The organism is Nonomuraea sp. NPDC049709, from assembly GCF_040674815.1.
Classification (GTDB): Bacteria; Actinomycetota; Actinomycetes; order Streptosporangiales; family Streptosporangiaceae; genus Nonomuraea.
Genome location: NZ_JBFANM010000024.1, coordinates 116,705 through 137,849, shown reverse-complemented (window position 1 = coordinate 137,849; position 21,145 = coordinate 116,705). Strand labels below are relative to the sequence as shown.

Here is a 21,145-nt window from a genome sequence, read left to right as displayed (position 1 = left end):
GCAAGATTGGAGACGCAAGCGTCTACTATTACGGGCATGGCCGACAGCGGAACCCGGGAGCAGACAGCGACACAGAGCCGCCGCCGCGGCGCCGTGCTGGAACAGGCGATCTACCAGGCGACCCTGCGCGAGCTCGCCACCCTCGGCTACAACGGCCTGACGATGGAGGGCGTGGCGCGACGCGCGCAGACCGGCAAGGCCGCCCTCTACCGGCGCTGGCCGTCCAAGAAGGATCTCGTCCTCGACGCCCTGCTCCACGCATTGCCCGAACCCCGCGAGATCACCGCGTCCGACTCCGCCCGGGACAACCTGATCGCCGCGCTCACGATCATGTCCGACGCTCTCGCCGGGGAGGTGACCCATCCCGGCCTCGACGTCATGCTGGAATTGCTCCGCGAGCCGGAGCTCAGGCAGGCGTTCGGCGCCAGGATCGTCGAACCGCGGCTGCGCCTCGTCGAGGCCATCCTGCACCGAGCCGCCGCGCGCGGCGAGATCAAGGCCGACGCGGAGTTCCCGCTGATCGCCCGGACCGGCCCCGCCCTGGTCATCCAGACGTTCCTGCTCACCGGCGAGCCACCCGCGGCCGCGGAGCTGTCCCGGATCGTGGACGCCGTCCTCATGCCCCTGCTCACCGAGCCCGGTCGATCGGAGGGCCGAACGTGAGCGCGTACGGCATGAAGAACGGGTGCGTGGGCCGTCCGCCACGACGCACCCGGCGCCCACGCACCGGCAGGTTCGCCTGACTATCCCAGATGACCATCGAGGCCGTCGCAGGCTCCAGGAGGGCATGCGTAGGGGAGCGGGGCAGCGGGTAGCGCGATGCGGATGGGGTCAACTCCTGCATCCGGACCGCGCCGCCGGCTCATCGCTCTCCTGATCGCCGTCATGCTGCTCGGCATCACCGAGTCCATGATCGGGCCCTACCTCGTGCTGTTCGGCGCCGATCGCCTGCAGCTGTCCGTGCTCGAGATCGGCGTCTTCATCTCCCTGACGGCGGTCAGCGGCATGGCTGCCAGCGTCTGGCTCGGCCGTCGCTACGATCGCCGCCCCGGCCGGTGGCCGGCGGTGCTGGCCGCCTCGCTGGCGGGGACGGGCTATCTGCTGCTCGTGGTGACCACGTCGTATCCGCTGCTGCTCCTCATCGGCGTGGTGCTGCTCGGCGCGGGCAGTGCGGTGTTCCCGCAGCTCTTCGCGCTTGCCAAGAGCCACACGGACGGGACGACGGCCAGGCCGGGCGGCGGCACGCCCATCCTGCGCTCGGCGTGGTCGCTGGCCTGGGCGATCGGCCCCCTGGCGGGCGGTGCGCTCGTGGCCGGGGCCGGCTACTCCTGGCTGCTCATGGTCACAGCCTGCGGATTCTGCCTCGTGGTCGTGGCGGTGCTCGGGCTCGACGCCCACCCGCCGCAGGCGTCCCGGCCCGTCGAGGCCGCCACAGACCGGCCGCTCACCTCGCGGACCGTGGCCCTGTCGATAGCCGGCTTCGCCCTGTTCCACGTCGCGATGTTCTCGGGCGCGGTGGCATTACCGCTGTACGTCACGCAGGTGCTGCACGGCTCGGCCGGCGCGGTGGGACTGATGTTCAGCGTCTGCGCGGCGGCGGAGATCCCCGCGGCGCTCGCCCTGCTGCTGTTGCCCCCTCGCTGGAGCAGGGGCCGCGTGATCCTGATCGGCATGGGGCTCATGGTTCTGTATTTCGCGCTCGTGGCGGCGTTCACCGGCATCGTGGCGCTGGTGCTCATTCACATCGCCCGAGGCGTCGCCATCGCCGTCGTGGGCGCGCTGGGCATCAGCCACATGCAGGACCTGCTGCCGGCCGCCCCCGGCCGGGCCACCACCTTGTTCGCCAACACCGCGACGGCCGGCTCTCTCGTGTCCGGCATCGCCGCCGGCGGCATCTCCCATGCCCTCGGCTACCGAGCAGCCCTGCTCGTCTGCGGCGTACTCAGCGGGGTGGCCTCCGTGCTGTTCCTCCTTGCACGGCGCCGGGCAGCGGTCGAGACGGAGGGCTTGGTCGCCGAGCCTGCGCCACCACGCTGAGCGAACCTGGAACCGCCGGAACTCACGGGGATCTGTTGAGGGCCTGCTCCCGCCGCCGGCGGGGAGCGTGGTGGAGGTCATGGAGCGGGCGGCGGGCACGATCACGCTGCATCTCTACCGACACGCTCATACCAGACCATCGAGCGTGAACCCGGAATGCTACGAGTTATTTCTCCGAAGACCCTTAGTGACTTCTTGATCAGCGGGTCCGGGATTCGAGTCCCTGGCGGCGCACCGCACGGGAACCCTGGCTCGGCGCGCTGAGCTGGGGTTTCTCGGCTTTCAAGTGGCTCTGGCCGCGCCGAGGTGCTCCACACAGGGGCGCCTCGAGGCCAACGCCGACGCACGTATCTACGACAGCGACGTCACGGCCGCCGCGGGCCTCTGCGTGGCCACCGAGCGGGAGGACTCCGTCCCCGCCGAACTCTCCCTCGTGTCCTTCGACGCCTCCATCCTCACCACGCTGCCGCACCCGCCGATCACGGCCCTGACACGTACGCGCTCGGCACCCTCACCGCCACCGAACTGCTCCAGGTGATGGCCGAACGGGCCGAGCCCCGCGCGATACGGGGCCCCACGCGCCGGCTCTTGGTACGCGAAAGCACGGCACCACCGGCCAGCCGGAGTTCTAAGCAGGGAGAACGGGGTTTAACCACCCGGCCAGTGCCGATGTGATCAGCCGATATACCTGTGCATATACCGAGCGCATAGCGAGCGAATAGCGAGCGCTGCCAAGCGTATTCCGAGCGTATACCGAGCGATTGTAGCGTTACGACCGTTAAGTCCGTACTGGTTCACGAGTAAAGCGCTCGGTCAAGCCGGCCCAGAATGCCCGCAACGTCCACGACGTTCGAGGGTCTTCGAGCTGGCCGGCGGGACGCGGGCGTACAGACGGCCTACGCGAGGTGTGATGGAATCGTTCTACGACGAGACATTCGCTCCGGTTGACAATGAGCTTTTCACACGTTTTGCCCATCAGGTTGCCGGACCGCTGCGCGCATATTATCAGGCGGCCACGGGGCGGGAGTCCGGAACCCTGCTCCACCTGTGCTGCGGCACCGGGCAGCGGTACGGCGATCGCGAGCATCACCGGTTTCGACCGGAAGGACATGTCCGCGCCCTGGCGGCAATTCAGGCAGCACGCCACCATCCGAGCCTGGAGCGCGGAGGACATCATCGCCGAATTGCGTCACGCCGGATTCGGCAGCGCCTGGCCGGCAGAACTCGATAGCCTCGGTGAATCGGTGAACGAGCCCGACCAGGTACCCCGGCTTTTCTTCGTCGCACGTCCCTGAAACCCCACGCACAGCCATGGGACGATGCGCGAAAAAGCACGCCGCCATGCCATTCCATGCTGCCCGAATTCAGGGTCGATTCCTCAGTACGAAAGGAAACAGGTCATGACTTCGCAGATCACCCAGAATTTCCAGCCGGTGGGTGCGACGGCGGAGGCTCCCCTTCGCGCTCTGACCAAAGAGGAGATCGCCACGTACGAACGCGACGGAGTCGTCCTCGTCCGGAAGATCTTCCCGGAGCGCTGGGTGACCCACGTGGCGGAGGCGATCGACGACATGGTCACCAGGCCCACTCCATACGGCCGCATACTCTCCAACGCCGACCGGCGCATGTACAGCGACCTGTTCATGTGGAAGTACAGTGATGCCTTCCGCGAGTTCGTCTACCAATCCCCGGCGGCCAGAATCGCCGCCCAGGTGATGCGCTCGGAGCGGGTCAACTTCCTCGGCGACCACATGTTCAGAAAGGACGCCGGCTGCGAGATCCCGACGAACTGGCACACGGACGATATCGCCTGGCCGGTCGCGGGAAGGCAGGCCATGAACATCTGGCTGGCCTGTGACGAGGCCACGGCTCACAGCAGTGCCCTGCAGTTCGTCCGCGGGTCGCATCTGTGGGAGTCCGCCCGCGCGACCCGCCTGTCCGGGCCCACCGGCGACGACCGGGTCGAGGCCGCCCTGAACAAACTGGGCTGGAAGCCGTCGGAGGGGCTGGACCTTTCGCAGGTCGAGCAGCCCGTGACGATGCGGTCGGTCATCCGGGCCGCCTTCCACGGCGTCCATCGCCGGTTGGAGGAGGAGATGGCGTGCGCGCCGCTGCCGAACGGCCAGACCGGTCTGGTCTCGATCGAAGCCCATCGCGACGAGCTCCCGATCGTGAGCTGGGACGTGGAGCCGGGTGACGCGCTGATCTTCAGCCTGCGGACGCTGCACTACTCGACGGGGAACGCCAGCGAGACGGGAACCCGACGGGCGCTCGCCACGCGTTGGCTGGGCGACGATACCCGGTACGCGCCGACCACGGGCAACTTGCCCGTCTTCTGGAGGCACGGACTGCGGCCGGGTGACAAGTTCGGCGGGCCGCTCTTCCCGCAGATCCTGCCCGACGTGGTCCCGGGTGAGGGCGCCCGCCGGTTCGCGGGCCCCGAGGAGGCCGACCCGCAGGTCGCCTTCGAGGACCTGCGGGCCCGTGTCGAGTGGGAGAACGAGGCTTCGGCCTGACGCACGCGTCGCCCCTCCGGGCGACGCCGCCAAGGACACCGGCACCCCGTGCTAGCCGGTCCGTGTCGGTTGCATGAAGGAAAGTCCTGACAACAAAGGAGAAGCACATGGGTGAGGGCACTCTGACCACCAAGACCGAGATCGCGACCGAGGCCGCGCTGACCACCCACGAGGAGCAGCTCCTCGAGGAGTTCGGCACGTTGCTCTCGGCCGAGTACAACTACATGGCGCTCTGACGCTGAGCCGGCGCGGGCGGCCGGCAGGCCACCCGCGCCGGTCCGGGCCCCGTCTCTCTCCACCACCCCTCTCGAGGACGTGCGAATGACATCGCCTTTGCAGAAATCCGGAGCCGAGCCCAGCTCGGAAGCCACCGGGCAGACAGGGCAGGAAAGCCTGGACGGGCAGGGCGGAATCTCGTACCGCAAGCTGCTGCGCAACGTCCCCTTCGCCTTGTTGTGGCTGACGCTGGCGCAGTCCGCGCTCGGCGACCAGTTTTTCAAGGTGGGTGTGCCCTGGCATGCGACCCAGCAGTTCGGGGATGTGTTCGACGGCGCGCTCATCGGGATGGCGATGGCCCTGCCGCTCACGATCTTCGGCCTGTGCAGCGGCGTCCTGGTCGACCGCGTCAACCGGTTCGGGCTCCTGCTGGGCGCCGACCTTGTGCGCATGGCGATCACCGGTGCCATCGCGGCCACTCTGGCCACCTCCATGCTGGGCCTGCCGGGACTGCTCGCCGGTGTCATCCTGCTGACCGTGCCGAGCACGCTCTACATGCCTGCCGTGCAGACCATCGTGCCTCGGCTGGCCGGGGGTCACGTGCCGACCATCGCGCGCATGGACGCGCTGCTGCTGGGCAGCGCGACGACGATGACGGTGCTCGGGCCCTCGATCACGGGCCTGGCGCTGACCGTCGTGCCGCTCTGGGCCCTGCTCGGGATCGACGCCGTCACCTTCGGGATCGCGGCTCTTCTGATCGTGGCAATCCGCGTCAAGGCCGGCGGCGAGATGCTCCGCCCGACGGCCGCCAAGCCGTCGCGTTCGCTGAAGGGCATCCTGTCCGCCGTCCGCGAAGGGCTGCGCTTCATCATGACCGAACCGGCGCTACGCGCCCAGTTCCTTGTCTATCCCGCGCTCGACGGCGCCCAGTACAGCATCGTGTTCATCGTGCCTGGGTTCCTGCTCTCGTATGGGGACGGCGGGACCGTGCTTTTCGGCGTGGCCGTGGCGGCGATCGGCGTCGGCCGGGTGGCCGGGATGTTCACCGTCACCCACACCTTTCTGCTCCGCAGGCGCGGGCTCGTCTTCGTCGGCAACTTCTTCGTCCAGGGACTGGCGATCCTCGTGATGTGTGTCGGGTCCGAGGCGTGGCTGGCGCCGCTGGCCATGTTCTTCGTCGGGTTGCCGGCGGGCATGGCGACGGTGTCGGTCAGCACGTACGTGCAGAGCGTCGTGCCCGAGGAGATGCGGGGCCGGGTCTTCGCCTCGATCGCCTCGCTGAGCAGCGCCGCGATGCCGGTCGCGCCGCTCCTGTTCGGGCTGGTGGCCACGTCGGTCTCGGCGAGCGTGTCGCTGATGTGCATCGCCGCGACCTTCATCCTCGGCTCCGTTTATCTGATGACCCAGCGCAGGGTACGGGAGGTGCTCTGATCATGCCGGCCGTTCCCGCGAGACCGACGTACTTCACGGTTCCCAGCGGAGCGAAACCCGAGGTGCCGGGCGTGCCGGCCAGGTGGGACCTGTGGCTGCTCAGCCCGTATTTCGGCCTACACCGCCCCAGCACCTGTTCCCTGCACGCGGCGGGGGTGCTGGAGGCGTACGACGATCTCGATCGTGACGCTCCCGCCTCGCCCCTCCAGCTCCACCCCCCGCGCGGATTCCGTACGGCGATCGCCCGCGGCGCCGGGCGGCCCGGCCTCGACCACGACGAGCCGGACGGCCTGCCGCGCGACCAATGGACCTCCGACTGGTCCCGCCTGGTGGAGTTGTACACGAACGCGCCAGAGCTGAGCGGCGAACAGCGCTTTCGGCTGGGAGTGCTGCTGAGCGCGCTGGACCTGGACGCGGCGGCGCTGCGCATGCTCCCGTCGCCCGATCCCGCGAGCATCACCACCGATCCCCTCGCGGCCAGGACGGCCATGAAACGCGGCCACGCCCTGTCGAGAGCGCGGCCGGGACCGGAGACGGAGGACGCCGATCGCGGGGTCCTCTCGTTGATCGCCCGGTCCACCGCCCTGCCGGCCCGCGTGTGCCTGACCGCCGCCCTCACGCTGCTCGTGAAGGCGGCACGGGGCAGGGCGCCGGACCTGACAGCCGTCCAGGAACTGCGTGAGCTGTCGGCGACGCACGTCGGCAGGCTCGAACGGGACGACACCCCCGTCGGCCGGCTGCTACGCAGCACCTACTGGCGGGCGGTCAGCTACGAGCCGTTCCTGCGCGGTGACCACGCGCGCACCGCACACGAACTTGACGTGGCCGAGGAGCTCGCCCGCCAGGGAATGGAAGACCGCCCCGGCCTGCTTCTGTTCCGCCAGAACCTGCACCCGCTGCTGGAGACCAGGAGTCGTGCCGCCCGTGAGCGCGGTGACCTGGACCTGGCCGTAGCGTACGCGACCGAGCTCACGAAACTCGACCCCTACGACGGCAAGGTGCACTACAACCTGGGCACGACCCACCGGGCACGCGGCGATCACGAAGGCGCGCTCACCGCGTTCCGCCGTGCGGTGGCCCTCGGCCTGCCGCACGCCCTGCGCGCGCGTGTGGCCGTCGCACAGTGCCTGGAGGCGCTCGGCGACCTCCCGTCCGCACTCGCGGAGTACGTCGAGGCCGTACGGGCCGACCCCGCTGACCACCGGGCGGCTGGCGGGGCCAGGCGCCTGGCCTCCCGTACCGGGCGGCCGGAGGTCCTGGACTGGCATCGCGGCTGGGTCATGGCCTGGCGCCGGCGGCTGGCCCAGGAGAGTCCCCAGGCATCCGGGAGGAGCGCATGACGGCGATCGACCTCGACCTCATCCCGACCGTGCATCCGGTTCGCGCCTACCTGGACCTCGGCGGTTCCGGGGGTGCTCTGCACAACCGGATCCTGGCCCACCTCGCCACGGCGATGGCCGCCGGGGAGCAGGTCACGGCCGTGTTCCAGAGCAACCCGGTCGCAGGGCTGCGCGAGCGGGTCGTACGCGAGACCAGGCTGAGCGCGTACACGGCGCGGACGCCTGAGCGGCTGGCGGAGGAGCGGCGGAGCGCGCGCTGGCAGCAGCTGTGCGAGCGCCTGACCATCTGGGACGACCAGCCTCCACACCTCCGGTCACTGCTGGTGAACCTGCTGATCCGGCTGGGCTTCTACGGCGAGGCGGAGAAACGCCTGCGTGACCTCCCGCTCGACCGGCCGCTCGGCGACGTGGAGGTGTCGCTGGTCCTGCAAAGGGCCAGCGCCATCTACAAGAGTGACAGGGGCGCGGACGAGCGTGCTCTCAGCCTGCTGCGCCACGCCTACGAGCAGGCCGTTTCACCGCGTTCCCGACTCGTGGCGGCGATGGCGATCACGGTCCATCATGCACGGGTGGACCGGGATGCGCGGGCGGTAGGCCACTGGGCCGGGCAGGCGCTGACTGACCTGGCCGCGTTCGACGGGACTGAGGGCGACGACGTGATCCTGCGGAGCGCGGCGCTGCGGGCGTGCAGCTTCGCGCCGTTCTTCGACCGCCGGCTCGACGAGGCGACCGAGATGCTCGCGCGGTGCGAGGAACTCGCGAGGTCCGCCCCCGACGACACCGCCGAACGCCGCCTGGCCAGAGACGAGAACCTGCGCGCGGTGCTGGAGACCCGCAGCAGGGAGGCGGCCGGACGGGGCGACACCGAGCTGTCCCTGCAGCGCATGCGCGACCTCACCGCGCTCGATCCCGCCGACAGCAGGGCGCACCGCGACCTCGGCTACGCCCTGTTCAAGCTGGAGCGCTTCGCGCAGGCGCTGGACTCGTTCTACGTTGCCGCCAGGCTCGGATCCCCCTTCGCGGCGGTCTCCTGGACGCTCATGGCCCACTGCCACCTGCGCCTGGACGACACCGACGCGGCCCTGGACGCGCTGATGACCGCGATCGACATCGACCCGTACTCCATCACCGCGTTGCAGGGCGTCCTGCGTGTTACCGAACGGCGCGGCGACGGTCACTTGCGGGCCTGGGCGCGCGAGCGGCTGAACCGGCTGCCCGATCCACCGTCTCCGGACAGTTTCAGTATCCCGATCAAGGAAAAGAGCCATGCATAACGCCGGGCCATCAGTACTGTCCTGCGTCACGGACGGCGACCACTACCAGCAGATGGCCTGGGACAAACGGCGGACGGCCGTCACGTCCGTGGCCAGGGCGCTCAGCGCGCGCCTGCTGGGAGACGCCGGTGAGCGCCTGATGCGATCGATCACCCTGTTCGATCGGCTTTCCCCCGGGGGGCAGCGTGACGTCGTCAAGGCACCGCTCTTCGGGTACTGGTGGCATCGCCTGTCGGTGCTGTATCGGGAGGCGCAGTGGGAGCCGCTGGCGCGATGGTCCGCGCACCTGCCGCGCTTCCTGATACGCCCGCTGCTGACCGAGCGGATCTCCTTCAGCGACGTCGCCCTCCCGGTCGACGCCAACGGCCACCTCTGGCTGCCGGGCATGTACTGGTGGATACGCGTGGACGCGCCCTCGGCCATCGCCTCCTCGCGCGCCGGTCTCCTGGAACTGGTCGGCGGCTCCCGCGTCATCCGCCTGGCGTTCGACGAGACACCTCCGGACGCTGAGCCCCTTGAACGGCTCCCCGGCGACATCCTGGTGTCGGGTGATGACCCGTGGATCGCCGGTTACCTCCGGCGGGCCAACGAGAACAGCTCGGCCGAGGGCGGGCTGGGCGACGTGTCCGTGGCCAAGGCGGCCGAGGCGGCGCCCGACCTGGCCGGCGCCGTGAACAGGGTCGACAGCGTGTGGCCGGAGATGGCGGGTGAGATCCGCGCCATCGTCCAGCAGATTGTCCCAATCCACAGCCGCGACACCGTCGCCTTCAGCAACACGGCGCTGGACGGGCTGCTGTTCATCAGGACCGACCTGGCGGACCCCGTCGTGGCGACCGAGCGCCTGATCCACGAAACGAGCCACCTGCGGCTCAACGCCGTGTTCACGCTGCGCCCCTTCCACGACCACCTGCCATCCGACCGGCTGCACTCGCCGTACAGGAAGACCCCGAGACCGGTGGACGGCCTGGTGCACGGTGCGTTCGTCTTCGCGCGCATCGCGGAGTTTCATGATCGGGCGCGACGTGTGTTCGACAGCCCCGCCTGGTCACGGCGGTTGCGCGAAGTCCTGGAGATGCAGGCGGAAGCGCTCGACCTGATCGACTCGTCGGTCCGGCTCACGCCGTTCGGCCGGGCGCAATGTGACGGCTTCCGCCGTTCCGCGGACACGATCACGTCCGCTCTCATCTCTGACCAGGCGATTGGACAATGACATGTCAGTGATGTCTCACACCGCGCCGGACCTGCTCGCGGTGAACGACTCCGAGGGCTGCGATCTCCTCGACAACTACCATGATCGACTGGCCACCGGCGTGATGCGGGTGCTGCCAAAACTTCTCGACCGCGTCGGTGAGCGCAGTGCCGCAGGCATCGATCTGTGGTGGGAGATCTTCCACCAGCTGCCGGAGGAGACGCGAGCCTCGATCGTGGGTGGCCCGCTGTTCTCCAGTTGGTGGGCCAAGGTGCGCACCGCCGTGGCAGCTCGCCGTACCGGCGAGCTCGAAGACCTCATGGAGCATTTCGGGCGCTTTCTGTGTGTCGCGGCCATCCGGCAGAACGCCCTCCCGGACCAGCCGGTACGCCTGCCGCTCCTCGGCCACGGCGAGCTCCGTCTCCCCGGCCACCCCGGGCATTTCACACTCCCAGGAGAACCGGCCACTCACGTGACCATGACGCTCGAGGGCCCCTCGATCCGGCTGACGGCCGGTGGCACGACCTCGGACGTGGACACCGAGTCCTTCCTCGCCGGACGCCGAGAGGCGTCGCCGACCTTCCATCCGCACATCGTGCTCCGCCAGGGGACGGAGGTGGACGCCACCGATCCGTGGCTGACGCGCTTCATGAGCTCCCAGAACGCCAAGAGCGCCATCCCCGGCTACCCGCAGCGCGACCTGGCCCCCTTCGACCCGGTGGACACGGCCACCAGGGACTACCTCGACCGTGCCGTGGACCTGCTCGACGACACCTGTGACGCGTTCGCCACCGAGTTCCGCCGGCACATAGCCCTCGTGGTCCCCATGCGCAGCCGCCTGGTCTCGACCTTCACCGACACGGGCTTCTTCGGCGCGCTGTTCATGAGCGAGCACATCGCGCCGTTCTCCGACACCTTGATCACCGCCGAGCACATCCTCCACGAGACCAGCCACCACCGCCTCACCCTCCTTCTGGAGCAGGATCCGGTCATGGCGGAAGCGGCTGAGGGCCTGGTCGATTCACCGTGGCGTGAGGACCCGCGTCCCATGCACCAGATCCTGCACGGCACGTTCGTGTTCGCCCGGATCGCCCAGTTCCACCGGCGGCTTGCCGATCACGACGAGCGCGCCGCCCGCCGCTACCAGGAAGTGCTGAGCGACCTCAGGACGGGGCTCGACCTACTGCTCGCCCGTACGACACCGACACCCCGTGGCGAGCTGCTCTACGGCGAGATGTGCACGATCGCCGAAGCGTAGGAGGGTGTACACGATCATGACAACAGGGAGTGCGACCGCGTGGCGGCTGCGAGGACGCGTGCAGTTGCTGCCGATGCCAGAGTCGCTGATCCTCCGCCTGGGCAGGAGAACTCTCCGCATCGCGCCGTTCGCCGAGCGGGAAGAACAGATCATGCACCTGCTGGCCGAAGGCGTCACGGACGGCGAACGTCGGCTGTCCGGCGACGGGGGCCGGGCACAGGAGATCTTCGACCTGTGCAGGAACGCGGGATTCCTCGAGACCGCTCCGAGCGACACCGGCCTCACCGACGCCGACCTGGCACGGTACGACCGAACCCTGCACTACTTCTCCGAGTTCGAGACGGCCGGCGGGCCCTCGCGCTACGAGCGCCTGCGGGGCCTCCTCGGCGCCCGCGTCGTCGTCGTCGGCTCCGGCGGCATGGGCAGCTGGCTCCTGTACGGCCTGGCCTCCTGCGGCGTGGGCGAACTGGTCGTCGTCGATCCGGATGTGGTGGAGGCGTCCAACCTCAACCGGTCGATCCTGTTCGACGAGGCGGACATCGGCCGGCCCAAGGTCGAGGCGGCGGAGGAACGGCTACGCCGGTTCGCCCCCCGCTGCCGGGTCCGTCCCGTGCAAGCCACCGTCACGGACGCGGGTTCGATCGCCGAGCTGGTCGCGGACGCCGACCTCGTCGTCGGCGCCGCCGACCAGCCGGTTTGGCTCATCCGGCAGTGGCTCGCCGAGGCCTGCCGCGCGGTGGGCCGCCCGCTACTGCACCCCAGCGGCCTGCGCGTCGGCCCCTTCTACCTCCCCGGGCAGAGCGCCTGCCCCATGTGCGAATGGGCCGGGCAGGCCGAGGCCCGCCCCGACTTCCCCTCGGTCGTGGAACGGCTGCGGCGCCTGCCCCGGGGCACCTCCGGCAGCCTCGCCCCGTGGGCGAGCGTGACGGCCAGCGTGGCGACCATGGAAGTCCTCCGATACCTGGGCCGGCTCGGCCCGCCGATCACCGTGAACGCCCTGTGGGAGTGGAGGCCGGACAGCACCTCCGCCATCCGGCCGCTGCGGCCGCACCCCGAGTGCCCCGTCTGCAGTGGTGAAGGCCGTGCCGGTACCGGTCAGGGGGACTCATGAGCTCCGCGGAATCCCGGCGGTTCACGCTCCAGGCCGCCCGCGCCTTGCCCGCCGGCACCGTCGCGCTCTACACGCACGCGGCCACCGGCCTGCGGCACGTCCACGTGAACACCCCGTCCGACGGTTTCGCGGTGGCGCTGGCCTTCGCCACGCCAACGGACGAACACGCCGGTGTGCCGCACATGCTGGAGCACTGGATGGGCTGCGGCTCGCGCGACCACCCCGACAGGCACCTGTTCCCATCCCTGCTGAACGCCGGCAACGTCTCCTTTCTCAACGCGTTCACCGGCCCCGACCACCTGAGCCTGGTGGCCGCGACGCAGTCGCCGGACATGGCCGAGGTCCTGGCCTCCGTGCTGACGGACAGCGCCTTCCGTCCCCTCCTCGACGACCACACGTTCGCCGAGGAGGCGATCTCGGTCGAGGGCGGGGCCGTGGGGGGCGTCGTCTGGGCCGAGGCGAACGCGCGGGCGAGAGACCCTCGTTCGGCCACGGTGGACGCCGCGGCCCGCGTCCTGTACTCGCCCGCCGCCCTCCGCACGCTGCGCGCCCAGGGCAACGATCCTCACGAACTCCTCCGCGTGCGAGCCGAGGACGCCCGCCGCTACCACGTCGCGTACATCCGGCCGGAGCGGGCCTGTCTCCTCACCGTGGGCCCGATCTCCGCATCGTGTTTCCACCGTGCCGTGCTCCTCGACCGGCCCGCGAGCCCAGACCCGCTACCGCCCGCCGTACCCCCGGCGCCTGATCTGGGCTCGCGGCCCCGCGACGAAAACGGGACGGCCACGGCCCCGCACGCCGTCGTTGCCGTGCCGCTGGAGCCAACGGCGGACGACGGTGCCGTCATGCGGGCCCAGATCCTCGCCCAGACGATGATCCGCGACGAACGCTCGGACCTGCGCGGCGTGTTCGCCCGCCACAGCGGGGTTGGCATCTCGCCCGCCACCGGCGTGCACACGCACTACCCGCACACCATTTTGACGGCCGGCGCGATTTGCCCTCAGGGAACGGAGCCCCTACCGGTGCTGTCCGACCTCGCCGAGGTCCTGTCAGGGTCACCCTTCGGCCCCGACGCGATCCGCGCGACGGCCCGCACCGTACTGCTGGACCTACGCGACAGAAGCGGCCGGACGAGCCCACCGGAGCCGTGGGAAGTACGACTGGTCCTCGACGTGGTGGGCCCGATCGTCCACGGTGCTGACCCCCTCGGCGCGGTCGACAGGGAACGCCACGTCCAGGAGGTACTCGACGACCCCGACCGGATCCTCGGTCTCCTGCCCGGTGACGCGTCGCGCTTCGCCCGCCTGTCACCCGCACGCCATGTGACCCCGCCTGCGCCCCGCCGGGAGCCCCCGCCTGCGCCCCGCGGGGAGCCCCCGCCTGCGCCCCGCCGGGAGACCCCGTCTACGCCCGGCCGGAGGACGGCCGAGGCTTCCCTGTCCAGGCTGCCGGCGATGCGGGCGGAGGCGCCGGCGCTGTGCGGTCCGAGCCGCGTTGATGACGAGCTTGACGTGTGGAGTTGGCGGACCGACACCCAGGGCGTCGCTCACGTCGTGATCGACATCGTGCTCAAGGGGCTGCCGGACACCATGCTCCCGATGGTGAGGAGCGTCGGAGCCGTGTTCGAGGCACAGCGGTGGCGTAGCGCCGTCGAGCCGGTCGTGCGCGCGGCGGGCAGTGACGTGGACCGGTACGACGCGCGGTTGCGCATCACCATCACCCACCACGCGGAAGACGCCCGGGACGTCCGCGCGTGGGTGCGGCAACGGCTGTTGTTCCTCGAGAACGCCCCCGATCAGGTGGTGCAGGCATGCCTGCGGGCCGGGCGGCGGACCAGTGGTCTGGCGGCGGCGCGGCGCCCGCACGACGCGGCCGTGGCCCAGGTGTCGGGCTCGGCCGCCGCCCTGTACCTCATCCGCCACGCGCCCGCCGCCGCCGATCAGTGCGCCGTCGCGGAAATGCTCAGGGACCTGGCGGCGAGGCCCCGCACGATCGTCCTCACCGGCGATTCGACAGGACCGGACGAGACGGAAGGGTGGCTGGAACTCGGCACCCCCCGCCGCGCGCTGCCGCCGGACAGGCTCGATCCGCTCAAACCAGACGACGCCGTAGTGACGGCTCCGGGCAGCGCGGTGCTCGCCTTCGAAGGCTCGGAGGCTGTGCGGCGGGGATCGGCGGCCGAGATCGTCGCCGCCTGCATGATCCGCCGTCGCCTTTACGGCGCCGTTCGGGCCCTCGGCGCGCACGGAAGCCGCGTTGAACCGATCTGGTGGCTCGGCGCCATGACGATCGCGTTCATGGGGACCCCGGACGCGCACCTCGCGCTCGCCCACGTGGTGGACGCCGTCAAATACGCGGCTGAGCCCGACGAGTACGAGGTACGCGTCGCAAGATCGGCGGCGTGCAACGCACTCGTACGGACCCCGCCCCTGGCCACGAGGGCGGCCGACGCTGTGGCGGACGACGGCACCCGCGCGGCGCTCTCGACCGGCGTCGACGCGGTGGGCGCCGACGAGGTCCGCGCCTGTCTGACCCGCTGGTCGGCGAACCAGCCCGCGATCGTCATCAGGGCGCCGGGCGGCCTCGCCAAGCAACTCTCGGAGAGCAGATGACCCTGATCGAAAGATGGCCCGCCATGCTGCCGTCACTGCCGGCGCTCGACCAGAACACGGACGGCCACCGGGTGGTGGCCGAACGATTCGCCGTGGACGAGGTGGGCGGCGACTTCCTTCTCTACATCTCGATCCCGTTCTGCCGCGTCAGGTGCCGCGCGTGCCCGTACTTCGTGAACCTGCTGTCACCGCGCGACCCTCGCGGGATGGAGAGCGCCTACGTCTCGGCGCTGGTCGCCGACCTGGAGCGGTGGGCCTCCTACCGCAGGTGGCGTACCGGCAGGGTCCGGGCCGTCTACATCGGCGGCGGCACGGGATCCATCCTCAGCACCGAGCACCTCCGCAGCGTCATGAGGGCGATCGAGACGAACTTCTCCCTGTCCGATGACTGCGAGATCACGCTGGAGGGGAACGCGTCCGACTTCACCCCAGACAAGAGCCGTTACGTGGCCGATTCCGGCATTTCCCGGGTGAGCCTGGGCGTGCAGTCCTTCGACCCGGACACCCTGAGGACGATCGGCTCCCCGCACGCGGCGGACCAGAGCATCTCGGCCCTGCACGAGCTGAAGCGGCACGGTTTCGACAACGTCCAGTTCGACATGATGTACAACCTGCCCGGCCAGCGCCGCGAAGTGTGGCAGCGCGACCTGGAGCAGCTGGGTGAGCTGGACGTCCGCCACTTCACCATCTACGAGTACCGGGTGCACGAGGGAACACCGCAGCAACGCCTCATCGAGCGTGGCAAGGTCCCTCAGATGCTCGGTACGAGCGCCCCCGCGGTGCAGCGCATGTACGAGGACGTTGTCGAGACGGCGGAACAAGCCGGCTTCGAGATGTACATGTTCGACTACTTTGCCAAGCCCGGATACGAGAACCGCTACAACCATTGGACGCACCGCCGCCCTGACATCGAGGTGCTCGGCGTCGGGCCGGGCGCGTACGGCCTGGTCAACCACCACAGGTTCGCCACGGCGAAGAACACCGACGCCTACCTGGACGCGGTGCGGCGCGGCGAGCACCTCGTCACGTTCGTCTCCCCTCGGATGACCGCGCGCCAACGCCGCGAACGCTACCTGTTCAACGCCCTGCATTACTACTCGGTGGACTTCCGCGTGTACGAGGACGCGTTCGGTTCCACTCTGCTGGACGACTTCCGGGACGAGATGGCGGAGCTGGCCGGTGGCGGGCTGATCGAGGTCGGCCCCGACGCCGTCCATCTCACGGGACAGGGGCGTACCTGGCACCGCCGGCTCATCTCCTACGCCAGATCGCAGAGCGGATCGCCTCGTGACCAGCGCTCCTGAGGTGGGGGTGGCGGGCCGGGCGAGCTGTTCCAGGGAGGCGTTCAGGTCCGCCTTCGCCCGCCTGCCCAGCGGGGTCTGCGTGGTGACGGCGAGAGCCGGGGACGTGCTGGCCGGGATGACGATGACCTCGATCACCCCGCTCACCTTGTCCCCGCCGCGGTTCGTCCTGTGCTTCGGCGACGGCTCGGGGACGTTCGCGGTCATCCGGTCGGGCGTCAGGTTCACGGTGAACGTGCTCGCCTCCGACCAGCGTGAGACGGCGATCACGTTCGCGGGCGCGGGGCGGGAGAAGTTCGCGGACGCGGCGCTGGCCGAGGTGGAGGGCTGCCCGGTGCTGGCGCACGCCCACGCCGTCTTCCTGTGCACGTCGGAGAGCCACATGCGGGTGGGGGACCACACCATCGTGGTCGCCCTCGTGGAGGCCGCACTCGGTGGCGGAGGCGAGCCGCTGCTCCGTCACGACCGGCGTTACGGCACGTTCGTGGCGGGCGGCTGATCGGCGGCGGGACGGGGTGCCCTTCGTGGGGGACCGGCGCCGGGTGCTCGACCTCCTGACCGGGACGAAGGTCGTGCGGGCGGCGCGACGAAGCTCGCCGTTCCCTACGGCGCGCAGTGGGCGGCTGGTCCCCTCCGCGCCCGTCAACCCGGCGATCTGTGTGGAACGTCCGGTCCGGCCCGTTCGTCGTCATTGCGTGACTCTCTCCCCGGAGCTGGACGAGCGGCTGCGCGAGGCGGCCGCCAGAATGCACCGCGCCGAGCACGTCCGGCGCCTGCGTGAGACCACCGCGCAACAGATCGAGGACGTCCGCGGCACCCTGGAGGATCTGGAGTTCGAGCTGGTCAAGGAGGAGCGTGACGTCGCCCGGCTGGAAGGCGGGCTGTCCGCCGTCCTGGCCCGCATGCTGGGCAACCGCGAGGAGCGGCTGGAGCGCGAGCGCGCCGAGGCGGTGGTGGCCAGGGAACGCGTGGACGGTCACCGGGCCCGACTGGCGCAGCTCGAAGCCGATGTGGCGGCGGCCGCCGCCGAGCTGGCCGTGCTCGACCCCGCGTCCCGGGAGTACGCCCAGTTGCTGGCCGAGAAGGAGCAGCAGCTCCTCCGGAGCGGCGATCCGCGCGCGCGGGAGCTGGCCGACCTCGGCGCCGCGCTCGACCGGTTGAGCGCCGAGCTGCGCGAGTGTGAGGAGGCCCGCCAGGCGGGGCAGGGCGCGAGCGAGGCGCTCGGCGTCGTGCTGCGCTTCCTCGACTCTGCCAGGAACGCCTCAACCTTCGACGTGTTCGGCGGCGGCCTGATCGCCGATGCCTACGAGCACGACAAGCTGACCAGCGCCGACAAGGCCGCCTGGCATGCCCAGCGGGCTCTGGACGTCTTCGCCCGCGAGCTGGCCGACACCGGGATCGCGGCCCGGCCGGTGATGCCCAAGGTGGACACGCGGTGGTTCGTGGACGCGTTCTTCGACAACATCATCAGCGATGTGCTCAAGCATCAGCGCATCGAGAAGACCAGGGCCGAGGTGAAGAAGCTGGCGCAGTGGGTGCGCGACACCGAGGCGTACCTGAAGGCGCGCCACGCCCAGTTGCTGGCCGAGCGCTCCCAACTGCTGACCAGGCGCAAGGAGCTTCTGCATCCGGCTTAGCCACTCGCCGAGGACGTCCACGGGGATGTCCTCATGCCGCCAACGGGTGCATCAAGTGCGCATCCGCGGTGCCGGCGGCCCTGCTTACTTGATCGCGCCCGCGCCGATGCCCTTCACGATGTGCCGCTGCGCCATCAGGTAGAAGATCACGACTGGCACGATCGAGATGGTGGTGGCGGCGAGGAGGATCTGCTGCTGTGGTGTCTCGGCGGAGGTGAAGGCGGTCAGGCCGCGCTGGATCGGCATGAGGGAGTTGTCCTCGAACAGGACCAGCGCCATGAGGTACTCGTTCCACGCGCCCAGCCCCTGGATGACCGCCACGGCGGCGAGGCCGGGCCGGGCCAGCGGGAGGATCACGTTCCAGAAGATGCGCAGCGGGCCGGCGCCGTCCAGCGCGGCCGCCTCTTCCAGGGCGCGAGGCTGGCTGACGAAGAAGCTGCGCATGATGAGCGTCGACATCGGGATGCCCGAGGTGATGAGGATCAGCACGTAGCCCACGGGGTTGTTCGTCAGGTTCAGCGAGATGAGCAGCTTGTACTGGGCGAGGAACATGGCGGGCGCCGGGATGATCATCACGGCGAGGATGACGAACGTGAACACGCCCTTGCCCGCGAAGTCGAGCCGCGCCAGTGCGTACCCGGCGAGGCTGGACACCAGCAGGATGCCGATGACGGCGGATCCCGTGTAGAGCACGCTGTTGCGCAGGTAGACGCCGAGTTCTCCGTGGACCCAAGCGGTCACGTAGTTGTGCCACTGCGGGTCGGCGGGCAGGAAGCTCTTGTTCGAGAGCAGCTCTGTGAGGCTCTGCAGGGATCCGGACACCATCCACAGCAGGGGAAACAGCGCGATCAGCGCGGCGACGCCCAGCAGTCCGTACAGGCCGACCTTGTCGAGGCGCACTCCTCGTCGAGGTGGACGAGTCCCCCCTTCGGTGGTGCTGGTCGGTACTGATGCGACGGACATCGCGCCGGCCTCCTTCCCCATCCGACTGCTCATACGCGGGACCTCCGCCTGGTGATCGCGAGCTGGACCACGGACAGCAGCACGAGTGCGCCGCCGAAGATGACCGACATGGCCGCGGCACTGCCGTAACGCCAGTTGACGAACGCCTCGTTGTAGATCGCGAGGGTCGGCACCATCGTGTGGTGACCGGGCCCGCCGTTGGTCAGCACCTGCACGGTCCCGAAGATCTGGAGCGCGGCGAGCAGCGTGAGAAGACTGACGATCGACGTGACCGGGGCCAGTTGCGGCCAGGTGACGTACCGGAACTTCGACCAGCGGTTCGCGCCGTCGAGCTCGGCGGCCTCGTACAGCTCCTTCGGCACGTCCTGCAGGCCCGCGAGGAAGAGCAGGAAGCCGAACCCCCAGTGGAACCAGACGAACACCGCCGCCACGGCGGGCAGCGCGACGGCCGGGTCGCCCAGCCAGTTCTGCTGGAGCGCGCCCAGACCGGCCAGGCCGAGCAGCCGGTTGAGGATGCCGGAACCCGGGGCCAGGATGAAGGAGAACAGCAGGCCGACGACGACCACCGACAGCACGCCCGGCAGGTAGAAGACGGTGCGGAAGAACGTCTTGCCCCGGGTGACGCTGTTGACGGCCAGCGCCATGCCCAGGGCGACTCCGTTGCCGACGACGAAACCGACGACGCCGAAGAACAGGACGTTGCGCATGGACGCCCAGAAGATCGGGTCGGAGGCGACGAAGTCGTAGTTGTCCAGCCCCACCCATGGGGTGTCGGGGCTGACGCCGTCCCAGGACTGGAAGCTCAGCAGGATGGCCTGCGCGAACGGCGTGATCGTGAAGATCCCGACGAGCGCGACGGCCGGCGCCAGGAACAGCCAGCCGATCAGGTTGCGCCGGAGAGCGCGCCTCCCGCGCGGCGCCCGGGACGGACGCCGTGCGGGAATCGCGAGGTGCTGCGTCGTCATGACGTACGGTCCTGCGCCGCCTGGATGGTGGTGAGCGCTTCGTCCACCGTCGTCTCGCCCAGCACCAGGCGCTGGGACTCCGCTCTGATCGCGGTGATCACGTCAGGCGTGAAGGTGGTCGACATGACCTGCATGGTCTTCACGCCGGCGGCGAAGCCCGCGAGCTGGTCAGGGATGTCCGCGCCGGCGAGGAGTTCCGGGTTGCTGGGCAGGATGCGAGCGGTCTTGGCGAACACCGCCTGCTGCTCGGGCTCGGTCAGCCACTTCACGAACGCGAGCGCCTCCTTGGGATGGCCGCCCCTCGGGTTGATCACCGCGCCCTTGCCGGGGACACCCGGCGAGCGTGGGTCATGGACACTTCCGGGCGCCTTGGGCAGCCCGGTGGAGAAGTAGTCGTCGAATTCCGGATTCGTCCTGAGGCCGACCGCGATGCCGGGGGCGGCGTCGAAGATGGCGCCCATCGACTGCGTGAAGAAGGACGACTCCACGTTCGGATGGTCGTCCTGGCCGCCGGGGATGGAGTCGTCGGCGAGGACGCCGGCCTTCTTCAGGTCGAGCAGGAATTGGAAGGCGTTGCGCCAGCCGTCCTGCTTCCAGCTCGCCTTCCCGTTGAGAGTGGCTTCGATCTCGGCGTCCGTCAGCCAGTTCGAGGCGAGGCCCTGGATGACGTTCGGCGTCTGCGAGGCCGCGATGGAGAATTTCGCCTTCTTCGCGGCGAGCGCGTCGATGAACTCGGTCGTCGTCGCGGGCGGCTTCTCCGCCGACATTCCGGTCAGCGCCGGGTTGATGAGGAAGCCGTACGTCTGCGTCTCCCAGTGCACCGAGTAGATGCCGGGCTTGACCCCGAGGTTGTTGCCCTCCTGGAACGTCGACATCTTGAGCACGGCGGGGCTGAAGTTCTTGCTCCAGCCGGCGTTCAACTCGGCGGAGAGGTCCATCGCCCAGCCGGCCTTGTAGAACGGCGCCATCTGGGACGCGTCGAAGGACGAATAGATGTCGGGCATGGACCTGGACTGCGCCTTCGCCTGCAGCTTGGGCAGGTAGTCGGCCGGCCCGGGCGTGTCAATGGTGATCTTGACGCCGGTCTTCTTGGTGTACTGCTGCGCGAGCTGGGTGAGCGCGGCCTCTTGCCCGCGCGACTGGTTCATGAAGGTCAGTCCGGCGTCCCCGGTGTTGGTGGATTCGCCGGATGACGAACAGCCTGCCAGGGCAAACGCCCCGGCGACCGCCAACGATCCCGCGGTCGCGATGATGGTGCGGCGACGGGCGCCGCGTGCTGTGAATGTCGTACCCAT

The 21,145-nt window shown here is 69.6% G+C and carries 19 protein-coding genes; 16 read left to right on the top strand and 3 right to left on the bottom strand.

Going from position 1 to position 21,145, the window contains the following annotated elements; genetic code table 11:
• The first annotated feature begins 36 nt into the window (after positions 1-36).
• The 16 genes from AB0J69_RS25125 to AB0J69_RS25050 all read left to right on the top strand — a co-directional run bounded on the left by AB0J69_RS25125 (position 37) and on the right by AB0J69_RS25050 (position 17,922).
• Positions 37-663, top strand: coding sequence for a TetR/AcrR family transcriptional regulator (locus AB0J69_RS25125; RefSeq protein WP_364121665.1), 627 nt, complete (start codon positions 37-39; stop codon positions 661-663).
• A gap of 162 nt (positions 664-825) precedes the next feature.
• Positions 826-2,037: an MFS transporter gene (locus AB0J69_RS25120; RefSeq protein ID WP_364121662.1), complete on the top strand. Its 1,212-nt coding sequence runs from the start codon at positions 826-828 to the stop codon at positions 2,035-2,037.
• 286 nt (positions 2,038-2,323) lie between these two features.
• Positions 2,324-2,575, top strand: coding sequence for a substrate-binding domain-containing protein (locus tag AB0J69_RS25115; RefSeq protein ID WP_364121660.1), 252 nt, complete (start codon positions 2,324-2,326; stop codon positions 2,573-2,575).
• Between the two features lie 571 nt (positions 2,576-3,146).
• The gene (locus AB0J69_RS25110) at positions 3,147-3,332 is read left to right on the top strand and encodes a hypothetical protein (RefSeq protein ID WP_364121659.1); all 186 of its coding nucleotides are present in this window, start codon (positions 3,147-3,149) and stop codon (positions 3,330-3,332) included.
• A gap of 105 nt (positions 3,333-3,437) precedes the next feature.
• Positions 3,438-4,553, top strand: a complete 1,116-nt coding sequence (locus AB0J69_RS25105) for a phytanoyl-CoA dioxygenase family protein (protein ID WP_364121657.1) — start codon at positions 3,438-3,440, stop codon at positions 4,551-4,553.
• Positions 4,554-4,660: 107 nt separating this feature from the next.
• Positions 4,661-4,789: a hypothetical protein gene (locus AB0J69_RS25100; protein ID WP_364121654.1), complete on the top strand. Its 129-nt coding sequence runs from the start codon at positions 4,661-4,663 to the stop codon at positions 4,787-4,789.
• An 85-nt stretch (positions 4,790-4,874) separates the two neighbouring features.
• A complete protein-coding gene (locus tag AB0J69_RS25095; RefSeq protein WP_364121651.1) occupies positions 4,875-6,200 on the top strand; it encodes an MFS transporter in 1,326 nt (441 codons plus the stop codon).
• A gap of 2 nt (positions 6,201-6,202) precedes the next feature.
• Positions 6,203-7,540 (top strand): tetratricopeptide repeat protein, encoded by a 1,338-nt coding sequence (locus AB0J69_RS25090; RefSeq protein WP_364121649.1) that lies wholly within the window; start codon positions 6,203-6,205, stop codon positions 7,538-7,540.
• On the top strand, positions 7,537-8,814 hold the full coding sequence (locus AB0J69_RS25085) for a hypothetical protein (protein ID WP_364121646.1): 1,278 nt from the start codon (positions 7,537-7,539) through the stop codon (positions 8,812-8,814). Before AB0J69_RS25090 ends, AB0J69_RS25085 begins: the two co-directional genes overlap by 4 nt.
• Positions 8,807-10,024, top strand: a complete 1,218-nt coding sequence (locus AB0J69_RS25080; protein ID WP_364121643.1) for an HEXXH motif-containing putative peptide modification protein — start codon at positions 8,807-8,809, stop codon at positions 10,022-10,024. The genes AB0J69_RS25085 and AB0J69_RS25080 overlap by 8 nt, the downstream gene beginning before the upstream one ends.
• Before the next feature lie 10 nt (positions 10,025-10,034).
• A complete protein-coding gene (locus AB0J69_RS25075; protein WP_364121640.1) occupies positions 10,035-11,261 on the top strand; it encodes an HEXXH motif-containing putative peptide modification protein in 1,227 nt (408 codons plus the stop codon).
• Positions 11,262-11,277: 16 nt separating this feature from the next.
• The gene (locus AB0J69_RS25070) at positions 11,278-12,372 is read left to right on the top strand and encodes a ThiF family adenylyltransferase (RefSeq protein ID WP_364121637.1); all 1,095 of its coding nucleotides are present in this window, start codon (positions 11,278-11,280) and stop codon (positions 12,370-12,372) included.
• A complete protein-coding gene (locus AB0J69_RS25065) occupies positions 12,369-14,984 on the top strand; it encodes a hypothetical protein (protein ID WP_364121634.1) in 2,616 nt (871 codons plus the stop codon). The genes AB0J69_RS25070 and AB0J69_RS25065 overlap by 4 nt, the downstream gene beginning before the upstream one ends.
• Entirely contained in the window at positions 14,981-16,288 is a 1,308-nt protein-coding gene (locus AB0J69_RS25060; protein ID WP_364121631.1) for a coproporphyrinogen-III oxidase family protein, read from the top strand. The genes AB0J69_RS25065 and AB0J69_RS25060 overlap by 4 nt, the downstream gene beginning before the upstream one ends.
• Positions 16,272-16,784 (top strand): flavin reductase family protein, encoded by a 513-nt coding sequence (locus AB0J69_RS25055; RefSeq protein ID WP_364121629.1) that lies wholly within the window; start codon positions 16,272-16,274, stop codon positions 16,782-16,784. The genes AB0J69_RS25060 and AB0J69_RS25055 overlap by 17 nt, the downstream gene beginning before the upstream one ends.
• 196 nt (positions 16,785-16,980) lie before the next feature.
• Positions 16,981-17,922 carry a hypothetical protein gene (locus AB0J69_RS25050; RefSeq protein WP_364121626.1) on the top strand — a complete coding sequence of 314 codons (942 nt, stop codon included), beginning with the start codon at positions 16,981-16,983 and terminating at the stop codon, positions 17,920-17,922.
• A gap of 84 nt (positions 17,923-18,006) precedes the next feature.
• Here AB0J69_RS25050 and AB0J69_RS25045 read toward each other — a convergent pair whose 3' ends face one another.
• From AB0J69_RS25045 to AB0J69_RS25035, 3 genes are read right to left on the bottom strand one after another with little or no spacing between them, the layout of a single operon-like run.
• Positions 18,007-18,885 (bottom strand): carbohydrate ABC transporter permease, encoded by an 879-nt coding sequence (locus AB0J69_RS25045; protein WP_364121624.1) that lies wholly within the window; start codon positions 18,883-18,885, stop codon positions 18,007-18,009.
• Positions 18,886-18,914: 29 nt separating this feature from the next.
• Positions 18,915-19,850: a sugar ABC transporter permease gene (locus AB0J69_RS25040; RefSeq protein WP_364121621.1), complete on the bottom strand. Its 936-nt coding sequence runs from the start codon at positions 19,848-19,850 to the stop codon at positions 18,915-18,917.
• Positions 19,847-20,998 (bottom strand): extracellular solute-binding protein, encoded by a 1,152-nt coding sequence (locus AB0J69_RS25035; RefSeq protein WP_364121618.1) that lies wholly within the window; start codon positions 20,996-20,998, stop codon positions 19,847-19,849. Before AB0J69_RS25035 ends, AB0J69_RS25040 begins: the two co-directional genes overlap by 4 nt.
• Positions 20,999-21,145 lie beyond the last annotated feature (147 nt).

What these genes read in the sequence shown, in the direction of transcription:
- AB0J69_RS25040 (WP_364121621.1), bottom strand. Translation starts at nt 19,850, where the DNA reads ATGACGACGCAGCACCTCGCGATTCCCGCACGGCGTCCGTCCCGGGCG.
- AB0J69_RS25070 (WP_364121637.1), top strand. Translation starts at nt 11,278, where the DNA reads ATGACAACAGGGAGTGCGACCGCGTGGCGGCTGCGAGGACGCGTGCAG.
- AB0J69_RS25100 (WP_364121654.1), top strand. Translation starts at nt 4,661, where the DNA reads ATGGGTGAGGGCACTCTGACCACCAAGACCGAGATCGCGACCGAGGCC.
- AB0J69_RS25035 (WP_364121618.1), bottom strand. Translation starts at nt 20,998, where the DNA reads ATGAACCAGTCGCGCGGGCAAGAGGCCGCGCTCACCCAGCTCGCGCAG.
- AB0J69_RS25080 (WP_364121643.1), top strand. Translation starts at nt 8,807, where the DNA reads ATGCATAACGCCGGGCCATCAGTACTGTCCTGCGTCACGGACGGCGAC.
- AB0J69_RS25090 (WP_364121649.1), top strand. Translation starts at nt 6,203, where the DNA reads ATGCCGGCCGTTCCCGCGAGACCGACGTACTTCACGGTTCCCAGCGGA.
- AB0J69_RS25110 (WP_364121659.1), top strand. Translation starts at nt 3,147, where the DNA reads ATGTCCGCGCCCTGGCGGCAATTCAGGCAGCACGCCACCATCCGAGCC.
- AB0J69_RS25125 (WP_364121665.1), top strand. Translation starts at nt 37, where the DNA reads ATGGCCGACAGCGGAACCCGGGAGCAGACAGCGACACAGAGCCGCCGC.
- AB0J69_RS25065 (WP_364121634.1), top strand. Translation starts at nt 12,369, where the DNA reads ATGAGCTCCGCGGAATCCCGGCGGTTCACGCTCCAGGCCGCCCGCGCC.
- AB0J69_RS25075 (WP_364121640.1), top strand. Translation starts at nt 10,035, where the DNA reads ATGTCTCACACCGCGCCGGACCTGCTCGCGGTGAACGACTCCGAGGGC.
- AB0J69_RS25105 (WP_364121657.1), top strand. Translation starts at nt 3,438, where the DNA reads ATGACTTCGCAGATCACCCAGAATTTCCAGCCGGTGGGTGCGACGGCG.
- AB0J69_RS25095 (WP_364121651.1), top strand. Translation starts at nt 4,875, where the DNA reads ATGACATCGCCTTTGCAGAAATCCGGAGCCGAGCCCAGCTCGGAAGCC.
- AB0J69_RS25045 (WP_364121624.1), bottom strand. Translation starts at nt 18,885, where the DNA reads ATGTCCGTCGCATCAGTACCGACCAGCACCACCGAAGGGGGGACTCGT.
- AB0J69_RS25085 (WP_364121646.1), top strand. Translation starts at nt 7,537, where the DNA reads ATGACGGCGATCGACCTCGACCTCATCCCGACCGTGCATCCGGTTCGC.
- AB0J69_RS25060 (WP_364121631.1), top strand. Translation starts at nt 14,981, where the DNA reads ATGACCCTGATCGAAAGATGGCCCGCCATGCTGCCGTCACTGCCGGCG.
- AB0J69_RS25120 (WP_364121662.1), top strand. Translation starts at nt 826, where the DNA reads ATGGGGTCAACTCCTGCATCCGGACCGCGCCGCCGGCTCATCGCTCTC.